This is a genomic window from Paenibacillus glacialis (assembly GCF_001637205.1).
Classification (GTDB): Bacteria; Bacillota; Bacilli; order Paenibacillales; family Paenibacillaceae; genus Paenibacillus_AQ; species Paenibacillus_AQ glacialis.
This window is the reverse complement of record NZ_LVJH01000002.1, coordinates 367,687-385,754: the sequence shown is the minus strand read 5'-3', so window position 1 is coordinate 385,754 and position 18,068 is coordinate 367,687. Positions and strand designations below refer to the sequence as shown.

At 41.9% G+C, this 18,068-nt stretch carries 16 protein-coding genes; 15 read left to right on the top strand and 1 reads right to left on the bottom strand.

Features of this window, described 5'->3' with window-relative positions:
• The first annotated feature begins 3 nt into the window (after positions 1 to 3).
• The 9 genes from PGLA_RS02220 to PGLA_RS02180 all read left to right on the top strand — a co-directional run bounded on the left by PGLA_RS02220 (position 4) and on the right by PGLA_RS02180 (position 10,089).
• The gene (locus tag PGLA_RS02220) at positions 4 to 1,194 is read left to right on the top strand and encodes a glycosyltransferase family 4 protein (protein ID WP_068528007.1); all 1,191 of its coding nucleotides are present in this window, start codon (positions 4 to 6) and stop codon (positions 1,192 to 1,194) included.
• Positions 1,191 to 2,387, top strand: coding sequence for a glycosyltransferase family 4 protein (locus tag PGLA_RS02215; RefSeq protein WP_068528005.1), 1,197 nt, complete (start codon positions 1,191 to 1,193; stop codon positions 2,385 to 2,387). Before PGLA_RS02220 ends, PGLA_RS02215 begins: the two co-directional genes overlap by 4 nt.
• Positions 2,387 to 3,526, top strand: coding sequence for a glycosyltransferase (locus tag PGLA_RS02210; RefSeq protein WP_245699662.1), 1,140 nt, complete (start codon positions 2,387 to 2,389; stop codon positions 3,524 to 3,526). Before PGLA_RS02215 ends, PGLA_RS02210 begins: the two co-directional genes overlap by 1 nt.
• A 1-nt stretch (position 3,527) precedes the next feature.
• The gene (locus tag PGLA_RS02205; RefSeq protein ID WP_068528002.1) at positions 3,528 to 4,898 is read left to right on the top strand and encodes a sugar phosphate nucleotidyltransferase; all 1,371 of its coding nucleotides are present in this window, start codon (positions 3,528 to 3,530) and stop codon (positions 4,896 to 4,898) included.
• A gap of 22 nt (positions 4,899 to 4,920) precedes the next feature.
• Entirely contained in the window at positions 4,921 to 6,099 is a 1,179-nt protein-coding gene (locus tag PGLA_RS02200) for an acyltransferase family protein (RefSeq protein WP_161487823.1), read from the top strand.
• A 124-nt stretch (positions 6,100 to 6,223) separates the two neighbouring features.
• Positions 6,224 to 7,396 carry a nucleotidyltransferase domain-containing protein gene (locus PGLA_RS02195; protein ID WP_068527996.1) on the top strand — a complete coding sequence of 391 codons (1,173 nt, stop codon included), beginning with the start codon at positions 6,224 to 6,226 and terminating at the stop codon, positions 7,394 to 7,396.
• An 89-nt stretch (positions 7,397 to 7,485) separates the two neighbouring features.
• Positions 7,486 to 7,779: a lasso peptide biosynthesis PqqD family chaperone gene (locus PGLA_RS02190; RefSeq protein WP_068527993.1), complete on the top strand. Its 294-nt coding sequence runs from the start codon at positions 7,486 to 7,488 to the stop codon at positions 7,777 to 7,779.
• Positions 7,779 to 8,261: a lasso peptide biosynthesis B2 protein gene (locus PGLA_RS02185; RefSeq protein ID WP_068527991.1), complete on the top strand. Its 483-nt coding sequence runs from the start codon at positions 7,779 to 7,781 to the stop codon at positions 8,259 to 8,261. Before PGLA_RS02190 ends, PGLA_RS02185 begins: the two co-directional genes overlap by 1 nt.
• 22 nt (positions 8,262 to 8,283) lie before the next feature.
• Positions 8,284 to 10,089, top strand: coding sequence for an ABC transporter ATP-binding protein (locus PGLA_RS02180; RefSeq protein WP_068527987.1), 1,806 nt, complete (start codon positions 8,284 to 8,286; stop codon positions 10,087 to 10,089).
• 258 nt (positions 10,090 to 10,347) lie between these two features.
• Here the strand turns inward: PGLA_RS02180 and PGLA_RS02175 are convergent, their stop codons facing one another.
• On the bottom strand, positions 10,348 to 11,376 hold the full coding sequence (locus PGLA_RS02175) for a LacI family DNA-binding transcriptional regulator (protein WP_068527984.1): 1,029 nt from the start codon (positions 11,374 to 11,376) through the stop codon (positions 10,348 to 10,350).
• Between the two features lie 237 nt (positions 11,377 to 11,613).
• On the opposite strand from PGLA_RS02175, the gene PGLA_RS02170 reads away from it, so the two are divergent.
• The 6 genes from PGLA_RS02170 to PGLA_RS02140 all read left to right on the top strand — a co-directional run bounded on the left by PGLA_RS02170 (position 11,614) and on the right by PGLA_RS02140 (position 17,911).
• Positions 11,614 to 12,663 carry a 2,3-butanediol dehydrogenase gene (locus tag PGLA_RS02170; protein WP_068527982.1) on the top strand — a complete coding sequence of 350 codons (1,050 nt, stop codon included), beginning with the start codon at positions 11,614 to 11,616 and terminating at the stop codon, positions 12,661 to 12,663.
• Between the two features lie 214 nt (positions 12,664 to 12,877).
• The gene (locus tag PGLA_RS02165; protein ID WP_068527977.1) at positions 12,878 to 13,354 is read left to right on the top strand and encodes a hypothetical protein; all 477 of its coding nucleotides are present in this window, start codon (positions 12,878 to 12,880) and stop codon (positions 13,352 to 13,354) included.
• Positions 13,355 to 13,670: 316 nt separating this feature from the next.
• Entirely contained in the window at positions 13,671 to 14,717 is a 1,047-nt protein-coding gene (locus PGLA_RS02155; protein ID WP_245699660.1) for a LacI family DNA-binding transcriptional regulator, read from the top strand.
• A 194-nt stretch (positions 14,718 to 14,911) separates the two neighbouring features.
• Positions 14,912 to 16,153: an ABC transporter substrate-binding protein gene (locus tag PGLA_RS02150; protein ID WP_425415330.1), complete on the top strand. Its 1,242-nt coding sequence runs from the start codon at positions 14,912 to 14,914 to the stop codon at positions 16,151 to 16,153.
• A gap of 70 nt (positions 16,154 to 16,223) precedes the next feature.
• On the top strand, positions 16,224 to 17,090 hold the full coding sequence (locus PGLA_RS02145; protein WP_068527965.1) for a carbohydrate ABC transporter permease: 867 nt from the start codon (positions 16,224 to 16,226) through the stop codon (positions 17,088 to 17,090).
• Positions 17,090 to 17,911 (top strand): carbohydrate ABC transporter permease, encoded by an 822-nt coding sequence (locus PGLA_RS02140; RefSeq protein WP_068527962.1) that lies wholly within the window; start codon positions 17,090 to 17,092, stop codon positions 17,909 to 17,911. The genes PGLA_RS02145 and PGLA_RS02140 overlap by 1 nt, the downstream gene beginning before the upstream one ends.
• The last annotated feature ends 157 nt before the right edge of the window (positions 17,912 to 18,068 follow it).

Sequence of the window (18,068 nt, the reverse complement as noted above, 5' to 3'; positions counted from 1 at the left end):
ATTATGAATGTACTTTCGACTGGAATGGGTTGGATAGATGTCCAATATGGTGGGCTGAATCGATATTTTGCCGATTACTCTAATGCCATGAAAGAACATGGTCATTCCGAACTTGGCTTCGTATTTGCACCAAAAGGGTCTCATATTAATACTGATCTTAATATTAGAAATGTTACACACGAAATGGACATTAAACATTATCTATCCCGAATGAGATCAATTCGGAAACATACACATCAAGCGATGGGCTCTTTTAATCCGGACGTATTTAATCCCCATTTTGCTTTCTATACTACGATGGTCACGAGAAATCTGATTCCATCTCACATACCCATTGTTTCTCATTTTCATGGTCCATGGGCATTGGAAACGGAGGTACAACAGACGAATTCGGCGACAAAAGCCGTTAAGGAAGCTAGGTTGTGGATAAAGAAACAAGTAGAACAATTGACGTACCGCCGTACGGATAGCTTCATTGTTCTTAGCGAGTACTTTCGAGATATATTGACCGAAACCTACGGAGTGGATCAGAGGAAAATAAACATTATACCGGGTGCAGTTGATCATAATCGCTTCCGACCACATCCGAATCGTGAGGAACTAAGGACACAACTAGGTATTTCCTCTAATCAACCTTTGCTATTCTGCATTAGAAGGCTGGTCCGTAGGATGGGGATTGACCGTCTGATTCATGGCATGGCTGATGTCGTCCGTAGACACCCTGATGTCCGATTGTTCATCGGAGGAGATGGACCAATGCGAGCGGAATATGAAGCACTAATCAATCAACTTGGGCTTTCTTCTAATGTTAAATTGCTCGGAAGAATATCAAATGAAGAGCTTGTGCAGTATTACCAAGCAGCAGATGTTAGCTTAGTTCCAACTCTAACACTAGAGGGATTCGGTCTTATTACAGTAGAGTCTCTTTCCTGTGGAACACCAGTGTTGGGAACCCCTTATGGAGGAACGAAAGAGATCTTACATCAAATTTCCGACGATTTAATGTTTAAAGACGGAACCTCTGAATCTATAAGTAAGAAGATTATTGATGTTCTGAATAAGGACTCATTTCTTCCTTCACGGGAAGCGTGCAGAAAGCATGTACTGAATCAGTATACATGGGGTAGGGTCGCAGAAGCAGTGACCGATGTATTTACGGAAGAAATCGGTAAAAGAAAGAGGTTCAGAAGATGAGAATCGCCTTTTATAACCATACGAGCGCAATCAGCGGAGCGGAGATCAGTCTGCTGTTGACTGCAAAACATTTAGAAAAATCCCATCCGATATTGTTTGCACCAGAGGGGGAGTTGCTTCAGAGAGCACGCAGCCTAGGCCTCGAAGTCGTTGCTCTACCTAGCTTCCGGGCAAGAATGACCAAGAATCCACTCCTTCTTGTTATCTATGTTATGGGGATGCTGTGGGCAGGATGGAGGCTTGCTCTTCTTATGAAACAAAATCGGGTGGATCTCATACATGCTAATTCTATAAGGGCGGGCATTATGGCTGGATTATTCAGATGGTATCACCGACTACCGGTTGTGTGGCATTTGCGAGACATGCCTCCGCAGGGTTATATGGGCAAGCTCGTTCGAAAATTTGTAGGTCGAACCGCTCAGGCACTCATCGGCATTTCAGAATCTGTTATTCAAGGTATAGATCATCCTTCCGTATCAGGACGGTGCCATCTCGTACATAACGGTGTGGAACTAAGGAGTTTTAATACCGAGGTAAGACAAGAGATAAGAGAAAGAATAAGGTTAGAATTAAGAACACCTAAGGAAGCACGAGTATTGGCGATTATAGGTCAAATTGCACCGTGGAAGAGACAGGAGGATGCAATAGAAGCATTCGCCAGTCTTGTTCGTGAGGATAGGAACGTGGTTCTGTGGATTATTGGAGAAGCCAAGTTCAGACAAGAGAATGAACGATATCTCGACACACTGCAAGAGAAGGTTAAATCTTTAAACCTTGAAGATAAAGTGCTATTTACAGGATTCAGAGAAGACGTATTGGAGATCTGCTGTTCAGCAGATCTCCTTTTATTATGTTCGGATAATGAACCCTTTGGCCGAGTCATTATCGAAGCTATGTCACAAGGGACGCCTGTCGTAGGAACACGAGGGGGTGGCGTACCTGAGATCATTCAACATGGTGAGAGTGGATTCATGTATACAATCGGAAATATCGAGGAACTCACACATTACATTCGGCAGGTGCTCGATGACGAGATCGTATGGTCTACACTGAGTCACAATGGGCAGGAGCGGGCTAAAGAGAGGTTCTCCATCGTACAGACGTCTCAAAAAATTGAACTGATTTATCAGCAGTTATTGGCGAGACCGGGTGTCGAATTGTTGGAACAACAGTCTGTAAGGGAGATGGTGTAATGCGGGATCTGAAAGTAGCCATTGTTCATGATTACCTCAATCAAATGGGGGGAGCAGAACGAGTAGTGGCTGTATTCCACAAAATGTTCCCCGAAGCACCGATCTATACAACGATTGTAGATCGAAATAAACTGTTTCCCGAATTAAAGGATGCTGACATCAAGACCACTTGGATGCAGCGAATTCCAGGAATCTTAGGCAAATTCAAAATGTTCTTTTGGCTGTACCCGTTCGCGGTGCGTTCCATGAACGTAAAGGGATACGACATTATTCTTAGCTCCAGTAGTGCCTATGCCAAAGGGGTTCGTAAGGACAGTGGGAGTGTTCATATTTGTTACTGTCATACACCAATGCGATTTGCATGGAACTATGAAGCGTATATGGAAAGCGTTCAAGTACCAAATATCGTGAAAAGACTTGCGAAGTGCTTGATTAAACCTCTTCAGATATGGGATAAGAACAATTCAAAGCAGGTTGATCGCCTGATTGCAAATTCTACAATCGTAAAAGAACGGATCAAACAATGTTATGGAATGAATGCTCAGATTATTTTCCCACCCGTAGAGATTAGCCGGTTTAAGGTCACTGAAGGAGAGCCAGAGGATTATTATCTTGTTGTCTCCAGGTTAGTATCCTATAAAAAAATTGATTTAGCCGTAGAGGCTTGTACCCGGATGGGTCAGCGTTTACTCGTAGTCGGTGATGGCCCAGATCGCGAGAGGCTTGAGCAGCTTGCAGGAGATACAGTTACTTTTCTTGGGAGGAGAAGTGATGAAGAGGTCGTCAGCTACATGGAGCATTGCAAAGCGCTGATCTTTCCCGGCATTGAAGATTTCGGAATAACTCCGCTTGAAGTGAATGCATGCGGCAGGCCGATCATTGCTTACTGTGTGGGAGGAGCCCTGGACACGGTTGTAGCTGAACAGACAGGGTTATTCTTCGAGGAGCAGTCAGTAAGTTCATTGATGGCAACGATCGAACGCTTCGATCAATATCATTGGAATCCAGAACATATTCGGCATCATGCCGAGAAATTCAGTGAAGATATATTTATAGAACGGCTACAGTCCAGCATTGATGGGCTGTTGGGAACAAGAGAGATCAATTCCAAGATAACGGAAGCGAAAAGGAGCTATTAATATGCACATCGTACTATTGTCGGGAGGTAGCGGGAATCGATTATGGCCGCTATCCAATGAGACACGTTCCAAGCAGTTTCTGAAACTATTGGAAGGCGAATCCGGGCAACGGGAGTCTATGGTTCAAAGAGTATGGAGCCAGCTTGGCAAGATGAATTTGCAGGAGTCCGCGGTTGTGGCAACGGGGAAATCACAGGTAGAGCAGCTTCAGAATCAACTCGGACTTGAAGTGGAAATTATCGTCGAGCCTGAACGAAGAGATACTTTTCCTGCGATTGCATTGGCGGCTGGTTACCTGTACTCCGTTAAAGGTGTGAACCTAAATGATGTTGTTATTGTACTTCCGGTTGATCCGTTTGTAGAGGATCATTTCTTCGAGAAAGTGAAGGAATTAGAAACGCTAATGCTGCAAACCGGAGCTGATCTGGGATTGATGGGTGTCTCACCGGATCATCCTTCCTCGAAATTCGGATACATCGTGCCTCAATCCACATCGAAGTTGGATAATGGAATGGAGTTTCTTCAGGTTAGCCATTTCGTTGAGAAACCCGAAGAACAATATGCTCTTCAGTTGATGGAGCAATCTGCGCTTTGGAATTGCGGTGTATTTGCTTTTCGCCTCGAATATGTCATTGATCATCTCTTGAAACAGTCGCTTCCGATTCAATATGATGAATTGCTTCATCAGTACAATCGAATGGAAAAAACAAGTTTTGATTATGCCGTGGTAGAAAAAGCGGAAAATATTGTTGTTATGCGATACAATGGAATATGGAAGGACTTGGGAACTTGGGATGTATTGACAGAGGAAGTCCGCACGCCATTCATTGGACGAGGTACATTGTCCGAGGATTCTCTCAATACGCATGTTATTAATGAGTTGGATATTCCGATAACGGTTATTGGTGTCCCAAACTTAATCGTTGCGGCAAGCCCGGATGGGATTCTTGTATCTGAGAAGAACGCCAGTATACGAATTAAAGACGTGATGCAATTTGGTGATCAGCGTCCGATGTATGAAGAGCGGCGTTGGGGGCGTTATCGTGTGCTGGATTACATTAAATATCCAAATGGTAACGAAGTATTGACCAAACGTATATGTATTCTGGAAGGGAAGAATTTGAGCTATCAATACCATCTTTTGCGCAGTGAAGTATGGACGGTTATATCGGGACAAGGTGAAATGATATTGGATGGCAACGTTCGGATGATCGGGATGGGAGATGTAATCGTTATATCTGCTGAAGCGATGCATAGTTTACGAGCGATTACTGATATCGAAATCATTGAGGTGCAGACAGGCAGTGAATTGATTGAGGACGATATTGTAAGACTGGCTATGAATTGGGAGGAGATCACACAAATCTCCTGAGATGAATGAAGGAGATGATTGTATGAGGAATCGAATTGAACAATTAGATTCTATTCGTGGATTGGCCGCAGTAACCGTTGTTTTTGGCCATATCTTACTAGTTAGTGAGATTCCGGTATTATCCGCAATGACTTCAATATACTCACCGTTAAGCATTATAACGAACGGTCATTCTGCTGTAATGATGTTCTTTCTGCTAAGCGGTTTTGTACTATCCTTACCTTTTTTAAAGGGGAGAAACATTCCATATGGTGCATTCATCATAAAACGTTTTTTTCGCATTTATATACCCTATGTCTGTTCTATTATTTCAGCGATTGTGCTATATTCCCTCATCTCCGGTGGGGGGATTACTTCGTTAAGCGAATGGTTTAATATCTCATGGAACGATCCGATTACCGTGAAGTCGATTGTTGAGCACCTCTTATTAATTGGTAATTTCAATTCTGATCTGTATAACAATGTAATCTGGTCATTAATTCATGAAATGAGAATTTCGATACTATTTCCGTTATTAGCTATTCTGTTAGTTAAGTTCAATTGGAAGATCGTCGTTGGAATGTGTATAGGACTTTCCGTTATCAGTGGAATGAATAGTCTAATTCCAATCGATCCTAGCATTGGTTATCGTACTTCCTATATGGAAAGTATTCATTTTATATCCATTTTTCTTATTGGTGGATTAATTGCAAAGCATAGAGAAGCACTACAGAACATATATAATAACTTTTCGAGGAAAATGAAATGGTTATTAATTCTTGTAGGGTTCATTCTGTATACCTATTCCGGATTTGTGGGGTTAATTGGAAGCGCGCTTGGTCTTAGCGTTTATTACGATATTATAAAAGATTACACTAGTGTGGCAGGCGCAGCGATTTTTCTTGTTTTTGCCTTAGGATCTAAAAAGGCTTCATTTGTACTTTTATATAAACCAATAAAGGTTCTAGGAAAACTGTCGTATAGCTTATATTTGTATCATCTTATTGTCTTATTTAGTCTAATTTACATATTACATGAAGTGCTTTCTTTGGGTCTGATTTACATAATGACTCTAATCATTTCAATAATCTTATCCGCATTATCATATCGGTTTATTGAAGTAAGCTCAATTACAATAGGACGTAATCTCACATCAAAGTCTCAAAAAAACCTAATCGAAGGTTCAGTCGTACAAAAGTCAAATCCGGTAGAGCATATATAGAAGATTGAAACGAGATGAAACTTACTGTAATGGGTACTTGATACATCGGATTATAATTACGTGAGAGAGCAAGTGTGGATAATTTGGTTATGACCAAATCTATATGTAAGATTGTGGGGTGGGTATGTTGATATTAGATGCAATTGAATTGGACCTGAGTGATGTATCAAAAGAATTAGCATTTTTATTATTTATTGTACGCGAGGATTTGCTGGAGGAGAGTACGTTTAAGCAATATACAGCAGATTTGGACTGGAAATTGTTTGTGAAGCTTGTGGTACATCATCGAGTTTTTCCTCTTGTTTATTTGAAATTGAGAGGACTTGAGCCCTCACTCATTCCATCGAACGTTATGGAATCACTTCATCACCAATATAATAACAACACAATTAAGATGCTACATCTTAGCAGAGAAATGAATCATATTTGCAAAGCATTAAGAAACAGTGGAATACGTACCCTTTTGTTGAAAGGTCCTATTCTTGCTATACAGTTGTATGGAGACCTGGCGCACAGGACATCCAAAGATCTAGATATTCTAGTTCCGGCAGAAGATGTGGAGAAGGCTGAGGAAATACTGGTACAGCTTGGTTACGAGTCGAAGGATGAGCATGTTTTAGACAATTGGAAGAAGAAATCACATCACATATCCTTTGAGCATATGGAGAATTTTGCGCAAGTTGAAATTCACTGGCGATTGAATCCTCATTTCAGTGAGTCATTCTCATTCGATCAACTGTGGGAACGTAAAAATGATATAACATTGTCAAATCAAACGTTTCACTATTTGGGAAATGAAGATCTGCTCTACTATCTTACGGACCATGGTGCTAGGCATGGCTGGTTCCGATTACGTTGGTTAATTGATATTGAACGGTTGCTACCTAAAATTAGCAGTGGAAATATGAAAATACATTTCGATCAATATGGAGGACAGCAATACGCAGGGCAGGCATTTATCTTATTATCGAACCTACTTTCAACAAAGATTCCTCATGATTTAGAATTATTAACGATGAGTTCTAAATCTCAACGATTAGCAGAAATGGCCCTCTATTATATAAAAAGAATAGTTAAATTAAACCCGGTACCAGAGAAAAGTGTAGCTTTGCATTATAATCGCTACCTATTTTCATTGATGTCAGGAAAGCAGAAAGTAGCTTACTTGTTAAACAAGCTTCATCCTAGCTCACGAGATGCCATCTTGTTACCACTGCCTAAATCGCTCCATTTCCTCTATTTCCCACTTCGACCTTTTCTATATTTCTGGCGACGAATGAAACGACAATCTGTATAAATTTGGTGAAATACTTCCCCTCGCTTAATATTAATGATACAATCTGTATCATATAAATGTGTCTAATTTCATAGAGGAGGCTACTATTCATGAGTATTGAATTAATCGGAACGGATGATCTTGTCGTACAATCTGAAGGATTCCTGGTAAGTGAAATGGATGGAGAGAAAGTGATGCTGAGCATCGAGAACGGCAAATATTATAATCTGGGTCAGATTGGCGGCCGAATATGGGAGCTTGTTACTTCCCCACTCAGCACTACGGGCATAGTTGAACAATTAATGATGGAATATGAGATCGAACATGACGTATGTGAGCAGCAAGTATACACATTCCTGCATCAGCTTGCAGCTGAAGGACTCATACAGGTGAGAAATCAATAATGAGCTTGTATAAGAAAGTGCGCAGATTTGTATCTTATCCACTTGATGTAAAGAGGATGTTCGCAGAAGCTTATTTCTACTTGGCGTGGGGGAGAGTGCTTAAGCTTCTGCCGTTCTCCAAAGTAGCTCCTTCCTTTGGGGAGCATATGAAGGAGACGCCGTATACGAGCTGTACGGAGGAGGACCTCTTACTGCTTCGTGCAGTGTCGAAGGCGGTCCATACGATGAGTCGTATAACGTTGTGGGAGAGCCAGTGCTTGGTCAAGGCCATCGCCGCGATGAAGATGCTTGAGCGAAGAGGGATTCCGAGCACCTTGTATCTGGGAAGCGGCCGGGATGACAAGGGACAGATGGCTGCGCATGCTTGGCTGCGCAGCGGATCGTACATTTTAACGGGTAAAGAAGGGCACGAAAGGTATGCGGTCGTGGGGATTTTCGGGAATAGTAAACAGCCTGAAGCTCTAGCGACTATGAAGCGGTAATCCGCATAAGGGGTTATTCAAAATGAAGGATCTATTGTATTTCATTCGTAAAATGCATCATGTCGCAGGGATCAGACTGTACATCAATATGTCGCTGACTCTTCTAATCAGTTTATTGGATGGCATTGGCATCTATTTAATCGTTCCCCTGCTCAGCATAATAGGCGTATTTCAAATGAATATGGATGGAATACCGCTGATCTCTTCTCTACTAGCCCTAATCAAGTCATGGTCATTGGAGTTGAATTTGCCAGTGGTGCTGGCTGTATATGTCGTCATTGTGGGGGGGCAGGCACTGCTCCAACGAAGCCAGACCTTGTTGAATTCGAGGATTCTACAAGGGTTTATTCGTACGCTTCGGATCGAGACGTATCGAGGATTGCTACAAGCGAAATGGGAGTTCTACCTTCGCAAGCGCAAGTCAGACTTTAACCATATTATGTCTAATGAACTCGGACGCGTGAATTACGGAACTTCCTTATTTTTGCAGATGATTTCTTCGGTGATTTTCACAATCATACAGATCGGCCTTGCCTTATGGCTGTCTCCTCTACTAACGCTGGTCGTTCTGGTCAGCGGTGGGCTACTAGCTCTTTACTCACGTAAATTTATTAAGAAGTCGAAGCTTATTGGTGAACAGACAACAGAACTTTCTAAGTATTATTTTGCAGGGATTAGCGATCACTTCAATGGGATCAAGGATATTAAGAGTAATAGATTAGAAAAGTCTCATATCTACTGGTTCCAAAATTTGTCTGAAAAAATGGAAAATAACTTTATCCAATTGGGACGGGTTAATTCCCTGTCGCAGCTTATTTATCGCTTATCCTCTGTTGTACTGGTTGCTGGCTTCGTCTATCTGGCACTTGAGGTTATCCATACACCAGCTGAACAATTAATTATCGTTGTTCTCATCTTCTCGCGGCTGTGGCCGAGGTTTATCGGCATTCAATCGAATACCGAGCAGCTTGTATCCAATTTTCCAGCCTTTCAAGCGATGCGCAAGCTACAAATGGAATATGAGGCAGACAGGGAAATCGGAGAAATTGCCTCTATGTGTGAACCTACACGATTGAATATGCAGGACGGAATAGAATGTAGGGATGTGAACTACCGGTACGATTCCAATGAACTCGTATACGCTTTGAGTGATATTAATATACATATTCCCGCTAATCGCATGACGGCAATCGTTGGCAAATCAGGGGCGGGCAAAAGTACGCTCATCGATATGTTGATGGGGTTGATTCATCCGGAGAATGGGCAGGTGATGATTGACGGCGTGTCTCTTAGAGATGAGCAAAAGCTTCTGTCTCTGCGCAGTTCGATCGGATATGTGGCACAGGATCCCTTTCTCTTCAATGAGAGTATTCGGGATAATCTGAAGCTGGTTGATCCTGAGGCTAATGATGCCGAGCTGTGGAAAGCTTTGAAATTTTCGGCCTCGGAGGAATTTGTACGTAAGCTTCCGCAAGGTCTGGATACGGTAATCGGTGACCGGGGTATCCGGTTGTCAGGAGGAGAACGGCAGCGGATTGTGCTGGCAAGAGCGATCTTGAAGCGCCCTTCGATTCTTGTGCTGGATGAAGCGACAAGTGCGCTGGACAGTGAGAACGAACGGCTGATACAAGGGGCGCTGGAGCTTTTGAAAGGAAGCATGACCATTATTGTCATCGCTCACCGCCTTTCTACAATTCGGAATGCAGATCAGGTGATTGTCATGGAGCAAGGTGAGATTATTCAGCAAGGCGGATATGAGCAGTTGTCTCAGGAGAGCAGAGGGACCTTCAGACAGCTGCTCAATTATCAAACGGGTGCTCAGATGTGAAGATGTGAGTAGCCGGATGGCGATAAGCAGGATAGGAAAAAAGGCAGCTGCACCTTCATACAGGGAGCGGCTGCCTTTTCAAATATCATACGATTAGGAATCAAATTCTACATTGCCCCGATTCATTATCACGAATAATAGTTCTAAACATGGAAGAAACAAGGCTAACGGATATACGGTTTCGGCTTGGCAGCGCAAATTGCTGGATGCTTCTTTTGTAATGACCATTGCAACGTTCAAGAATATCCTTCTTTCACTCTATTCAATGTGCTGAGTGCTACGCGTTCGACTTAAGCTGGATTCTCTAACGATCAGTCTTGGCTCGAACTGTACCCTCTCATAAAGACCTTTCTTCTGCTCTTCTATACGTTGCAGCAGAAGCTCTGTCGCTACCTTGGCTACTTCCGCACCCATGATTGAGACTGAGCTGATCTTTGGAGTCGTGATCGTACACAATAAATTGTTATCGACTCCGACGATAGCGATATCTTCTGGTACGCGAATACCTAATTCTTTAAATCGATTCAGTAAGCCAACAGCAACCATATCATTTCCGGCATAGATGGCATCCGGCATATGCGTCAGATTAACGAAATAATCTGCTGCTTTAGCTCCGGTCTGCATTGAGAAATCATCCCCGAAATAGACTAATGATCGATCGATGTGATCTAGCGCATCCTCATAAGCAAAGAATCGCTCTTCAATGATTTCTTTTGGAGCACCAGCATAGCCAATTCTTGTTCTTCCTATGCTAATCAAATGCTCCATGACTAGCTTACCCTCTTGTGTGGAGAGACTTACAATATCCGCCTTAACATCTGTATTTAACGTTTTTCCGTAATTAATGATAGAGATTGGAAGGCTGGCTTTATTAATGAGATCTTTGAGTGTTTTGGGATAAGCAAGTGGGAGAATAATAAGACCATCCACATGAAGCTTCTTTATATCACGCAGCAGTTCTAACTCCGATCTTATATTTCCTAATGTATTAATCTGAACGACACGATAGCCATAATGCTTCGCCACTTGTTCGACTGAATAGGCAATTTCCGGAATAAAGGCATTGCGAATATCAGGAACAGCCAAGGCAATCTGCTTGGTCTGACGAAACTTCAAGTTCTGTGCAAATGAATTTGGAATAAATCCAAGCTCCTCGACAGCAGTCAGCACTTTTTCCTTTGTCTTCGGACTAATACCGTCCGTATTATTAATGGCTCTAGAAACGGTTGCGATCCCAACACCCGCTAATGCAGCTACATCTTCTATTGTAACTTTATTATTTCCCAATCCTGGCACTTCCCAACTGATATGAAATTGTTTCCACAATAGTATACATAAACTACGTATTAATTATAACATAATTGGTTTTTATATGAACATTGTCATGCTAAATGCGATATTAGCATTGACAGTGTGTCGATATTGTGACATAGTATTTACGGAAACGTTTCCGAATTAATTAATATATTTCCGTAATTATTAGAGTCTTATTCGTAATTCTACATTAATAGGGAGATGACACATATGAAAGCATTAAGATGGCATGGACTAAAAGATTTGCGTTTAGAGAACATTGAAGAACCAATTGCTCTACCAGGAAAAGTGAAAATCAAAGTCGAATGGTGCGGCATTTGCGGCAGCGACTTGCACGAATATACAGCAGGTCCAATCTTCATTCCAGTGGGTGCTCCACATCCAATCACTGGAGAAGAAGCACCTATCGTTATGGGGCATGAATTTTCCGGGAAAGTTGTAGAGGTAGGCGAAGGTGTAACCAAAGTGAACGTTGGTGATCGTGTCGTTGTAGAACCTATCTATTCATGTGGTAAATGCGATGCCTGTAAAACAGGTTACTATAACCTTTGCTCCACAATGGGCTTCCTCGGTCTTGCGGGAGGCGGTGGTGGTTTCTCTGAATACGTGGCTGCTGAAGAATATATGGTCCACAAAATTCCAGAGAGCGTATCCTATGAGCAAGGTGCACTTGTTGAACCTTCCGCAGTTGCACTTCATGCCGTCCGTCAAAGCAAACTTAAAGTTGGCGATAAGGCTGTCGTATTTGGTGCAGGTCCAATCGGTTTGCTCGTTATCGAAGCATTGAAAGCTTCCGGTGCAGCAGAGATCTATGCTGTTGAGCTGTCCGAAGAACGCAAGCAAAAGGCGACTGAACTGGGTGCAATCGTCATTGACCCTAAACAATATGATGTGGTGGAAGAAATCCATAAACGCACAAATGGGGGAGCAGACGTCGCTTATGAAGTCACCGGTGTCCCTCCTGTCCTTACACAGGCTCTTAACTCGACAAAAGTTGGTGGCGAATTGATGATTGTCAGCATTTTCGAGAAAGAAGCACCTATTAAACCAAATAACATTGTTATGATGGAACGCACCATCAAAGGGATTATTGGTTATCGCAACGTATTCCCTGCTGTTATTAGCCTGATGGAACAAGGCTACTTCTCCGCTGAGAAACTTGTAACGAAACGGATTAAGCTTGATGATGTTATTGAAGAAGGATTTGAAGCTCTTTTGAAAGAGAAGAATCATGTAAAAATCCTTGTGAAAGCTGAATAACAGCTGTTACGGGTAGGGTAGAGTAATTATATATAAGACGCGTTTCGAGGGTTCTTAGAACTCATTGAAACGTGTCTTTCTTTGGTTTTTTTGTCTTTTATTTATTGCCGGCTCCTTGCCTAGATTAATGACATAGGTGTAATCTTTTCGTTACCCTTCTTTAGAATGAAAAGTGTATGCTCAATAGTAGTTTAATAGAAAAGGATGAGTATGTATGAAAAAGTCTTTAGTATTATTTATGATTTTTGTTCTTAGTGTATCTTTAATTGCATGTGGGAAGGAAACTAAGGATAAATCCTTAAATGATAATGTGTATAAAAATGAAAAATTAGGATTTGAATTTAAAATCCCAGAAAGATGGGGTGGAAATTACCAAGTTAAAGAAATTGAAAAGCAAGAAACTATACCAGGAGAAACAGTCGAATTCTTACTTAGTCCTAAAAATGCGAAAGATGAAAACCGAGAAGGTTTACTATCTTTTTATATAATCGATAAGAATGTATATGCTGAATCAGAAAAAGAAGAAGGTCCAAGCATTGGCGAATACCTTGGTGAAAAAGGAGACTTAGTATATTTAGTTGGATTACCCCAATCCAATCCTTTTGAAGTAGACTCAGAAGAAGGAAAATTATTTGATACAATGCATATGAGTTTTGAAGATGTAAAAGAAGCATTCACAATAACTAAATAAATACTTCTGGGTCTCTTATATAGGGGACCCTTTTTGATCAAAAATAGTTGTGTCTTCCTTCATTTGAGAATGAGAGGGTCACTTCACAACCTTCGCCGTACAACTTCATTCTTCATCTCTTCCGTGGACGGTGTAAGTAACCTTGATCAAGGAAGGATTCAATGGAATCAAGTATGCTTATTCAGGGGAGTAGAAGGGCCTATGTCATTAATGGTTGACAAAAAGAACATCAAGATTTATATTTTAGGTAAGCGTTTACGTATGAAATTGCTTATGTTTTATAAACGAACAGCAAGCGCTTACATTTTTGTTATTCATGACAGGTAAAAGAGGAATCGATATGAATCCAAACGCTTCAAATAATCCAACGATTAAAGATGTAGCAAGGAAAGCCAATGTCTCTATCGCCACTGTCTCTCGGGTGCTTAATAATCTGTCCGGCTATTCGGACAAAACGGAGCAAAAGGTAAATCAGATTATTAAAGAAATAGGATATCAACCCAATGCAATTGCTCGTGGCCTCATCAATAAGCGTACGCAGACGATCGGGGTTATGTTCCCGAGTGTATCGAGTTATTTCTCCGCGGATATTCTTCACGGTATTGAAGAGTATGCCAACGACCATAACTACAGTATTTTTGTCTGCAATACGGATGAGGATGGTAAGCGTACGATGAAATACCTGCATGTGTTGCGGGAGAAGCAGGTGGACGGTATTATATTCTCCAGCGAAATGCTGAAGGAAGAGTATTATGAAGTACTACAAGCGATGAAAGTTCCTGTGGTACTGGTATCTTCCAAAGCGGATTATGCTTCCGTGCCCTACATCAAAGTGGATGATAAGCAGGCAGCGTATGATGCGGTACAATATTTGATCTTACATGGTCACCGTGAAATTGCCATGGTTAGTGGAACTGAAACTGATAAAATGGCTGGATCTACCAGAATCGAAGGCTACCTAAAAGCTCTACAGGATTACGGGATTCCTTTTAAAGAGAATTATCTAGTCTATGGCAATTTCAGATTTGATAAGGGATGTATAGCTATGGAGAAGCTGATTCAGACTGCGCCGGAGGCTACGGCTATCTTTGCGGCAAGTGACGAAATGGCGGTTGCAGTTCTGGCCGTTGCTGCTAGGCATGGTCTCAAGGTTCCTGACGACATTTCTGTGATCGGCTACGATAATCTGAAGCTTGCTGAAATGGCAGTGCCGCCTTTAACAACGGTGGATCAGCGGCTGTATGACATGGGGAAATTAGCTTCCGGGAAACTGATTGATATGATTGAGAATCACTGCGTGGCCGACAGCAGTATTATGCCTCATAGGATTGTTGAAAGGCAGACGGTAAGGCGACTTACTTGAGTCCTTTTTCCAATATAACGTAAACGTTTACTGCTAGGATATTAAACTTAATTTATTTAGAGGGGGGACCTGAAATAGGAGAAAAGGTAACACATGAATATAACGTAAACGTTTACTCCTATGATTAAGTGGATGAATAATAGGAATAACCAAGAGCTGGAATAACAACAATAACCACCAAACAGGGGGATTAGATGATGAAAAAAGTAATTAAACCTTTCTTGGCAGGCGTACTCGCGATCTCTTTGCTTAGTGCATGTGGTAATAACGGTAATTCTGAAGGAGCTTCAGGCGACAAGGTCCAAATTGAATTCTTCCAGAATAAAGCTGAAGCTAAAGCCACTTTCGACAAGTTGATTACCAAGTTCAATGAAGCTAACCCAACCATTAAGGTAACCCAAGTGAATCCACCGGATGCAGAAACGGTTCTGAAGACACGCGTAGCGAAAAAGGATATTCCTGACGTAGTCGGAATAGGAGCTACGGATACGTACTCGACTCTCTCCAAAAGCGGACTGTTTGAAGATTTTACGAATGACCCGCTGATTAAGAATATCCAACCCGCTTATCTCGATATGCTGAAAAGTATGACCGGGTTGACGGAGATGAATGGTATTCCTTTCTCAACCAATGCGAACGGTGTTATTTATAACAAAGCGATCTTCAAAGAGCTGAACCTTACGATTCCAAAAACGTGGGATGAGTTCATAGCAGTTGCTCAAAAGGTTAAGGATTCTGGCCAAAACGCTTTCTATCTCACACTAAAGGATGCGTGGACAACACTTCCAATGTTCAATCCTCTGGAGAGCAACATCGTAGGTCTTGATTTCTTCGCACAGCGTGCGGCAGGAACCGTAACGTTCAAGGATACGTATCGTGAAGTTGCTGAGAAGCAGCTTAAACTACTGGAGTTTGCCCAAAAGGATGTTTTTGGTAAGGGTTATAATGACGGTAACACTGCTTTTGCTAAAGGCGAGTCTGCCATGTACATGCAGGGCGTATGGGCTATACCTGAAATTCAAAAGGCAAATCCGGCTATTGAATTGGGTGTATTCCCCTTCCCAAGCACAAATGAATCAACGAAGAATAAGCTTGTTTCCGGTGTGGATACATTGCTGACCGTTGCTAAGAGCTCGAAGCATAAAGAGGAGGCCAAGAAATTTGTAGCCTTCCTGACCCAGCCGGACAACGTGAAACAATATATATCCGAACAAAAAGCGTTCTCAGCTGTGACAGGTGTGACACAAGACGATGCCAGTGTGACTGACCTGAAGGAATCATTCGAAAGTGGTAATTTGATCGATTTCGCCGATCACTATATCCCTGCGGGTATGAAAGTAGAGACAATTTTTCAAGAATTTTTGCAAAAGAAGGATATTGACGCGTATCTGACTAAACTCGATACCGAGTGGGACAAAGTTACCGACCGTAAATAATATAAAAATGCGCGGAGAGGAGTATGAAGTACTCTTGTCTCCGCTGTTTTTTAGAAGGGAGAACCAACTTATGGCTAAACGCCGCATTGCCTTTTACCTGATGACTGTACCTGCTTTGTTGCTGTTCTTTACTTTTCATACCTTCCCTGCGATACAAGGGATCTTTTATGCGTTTACGAACTGGGATGGCTTCAGCGAGAGTTATGATTTTGTAGGATTCAAGAACTTTGTGAACATCTTTAAAGATGAGAATGTGATTAATTCCTATGTATTCACCTTTAAATACGCCATTGTCGTGACCATCTTGATTAATGTGCTCAGCTTGCTTATTGCACTGGGATTGAACGCCAAGATCAAATTCAAGAACTTTTTTCGCGGTGTATATTTCTTGCCTAACATTCTCAGCGTACTAATTGTTGGTTTCATCTTCAACTACTTGTTCTCCAATGTTTTTACGATCTGGGGAGCGAAACTGGGTAGTGAATTTCTCTCGCAAAATATTCTCGGTAACGCCGATTGGGCGTGGATCGGGATTGTTATAGTTGCTGTTTGGCAGGGTATCGCATTTAATACAATATTGTATTTGGCTGGTCTTCAGACGATTCCGCGGGACTTGTATGAAGCATCGAATCTGGATGGAGCGGGTAAATTCAGAGAATTCATAAGTATTACTTTTCCTTTGCTGGCTTCATTTTTCACTATCAATATGGTGCTTGCTATGAAGAGCGGACTGATGGTATTCGATCAGATCATTGCTCTAACGGGAGGCGGTCCAGGACGCTCGACACAGTCCATTGCACTACTTATTTATACAGGGGGATTCCAGGGTGGAGAATTTGCCTACCAATCGGCGAACGCTGTCATTTACTTTATTGTTATCATCGTAATCTCGGCGCTTCAGCTTAAATTTTTACAGAAACGGGAGATGGATATGTGATGAGAAAAGCAACGAATTGGACCATTACTGTACTTATTGCGTTGGGCTCACTGCTCATTTTGTTCCCTCTCTATATGACGATCAGCATCGCATTGAAAAACCCAGAGGAAATGGCTCTTTCTATCTTCTCGCTACCGACGGGGCTTCACTTTGAGAATTTCCGCAATGCGATCGAAGCGACCAATTTTTTCAATGCTTTAAAGAACAGCATGGTTATTACCATTAGTTCGGTAGTATTCATTCTTCTAACCAACTCGATGGTAGCTTATGCGATTGCGCGAAATATGAAGGACAAATTCTTCAAAGTATTGTATTTCTATTTCATTAGCGCGATGTTCATTCCTTTCCAGATCATTATGCTGCCTGTGGTTAAGGTAACGACGGACTTCCATATGAATAACATTGTTGGGCTAATTATTCTCTATGTCGTGTACGGCCTCGCCTTTAATATTTTTGTGTATGTTGGTTATATCCGTTCGATTCCGATTGAGCTTGAAGAAGCGGCGACGATGGATGGGGCTTCGACGTGGGGGACGTATTGGAAAATCATATTCCCTCTCCTCGCACCAATCAGCGCAACAATTGGGATTTTATCCTGCTTGTCCACTTGGAATGACTTCATGTTGCCACTTATTTTGCTGGGAGACCAGAATTCCTACACGCTTCCGCTTGTGCAATATGTGTTCCAAGGACAGTTCGGCACCGACTTCAATCTGGCGTTCGCTTCTTACCTGCTTGCTTTAACGCCGATGGTCATTGTGTATCTGTTCGCGCAAAAATGGATTATTGGCGGGATTACTCAGGGTGCGATTAAATCATGAGCCCTACGTATAGATAGGAAAGAGGTTTGTTCCTAACACAAAAATATCTGTGATGAATGACAGGCTGTTAATTTTATTTATGCCATCTCAATTAAACTAAAAGAAGCTGATATCGATAGAATATCGATGCCAGCTTCTTTTAGTTTAGGATTTAGTA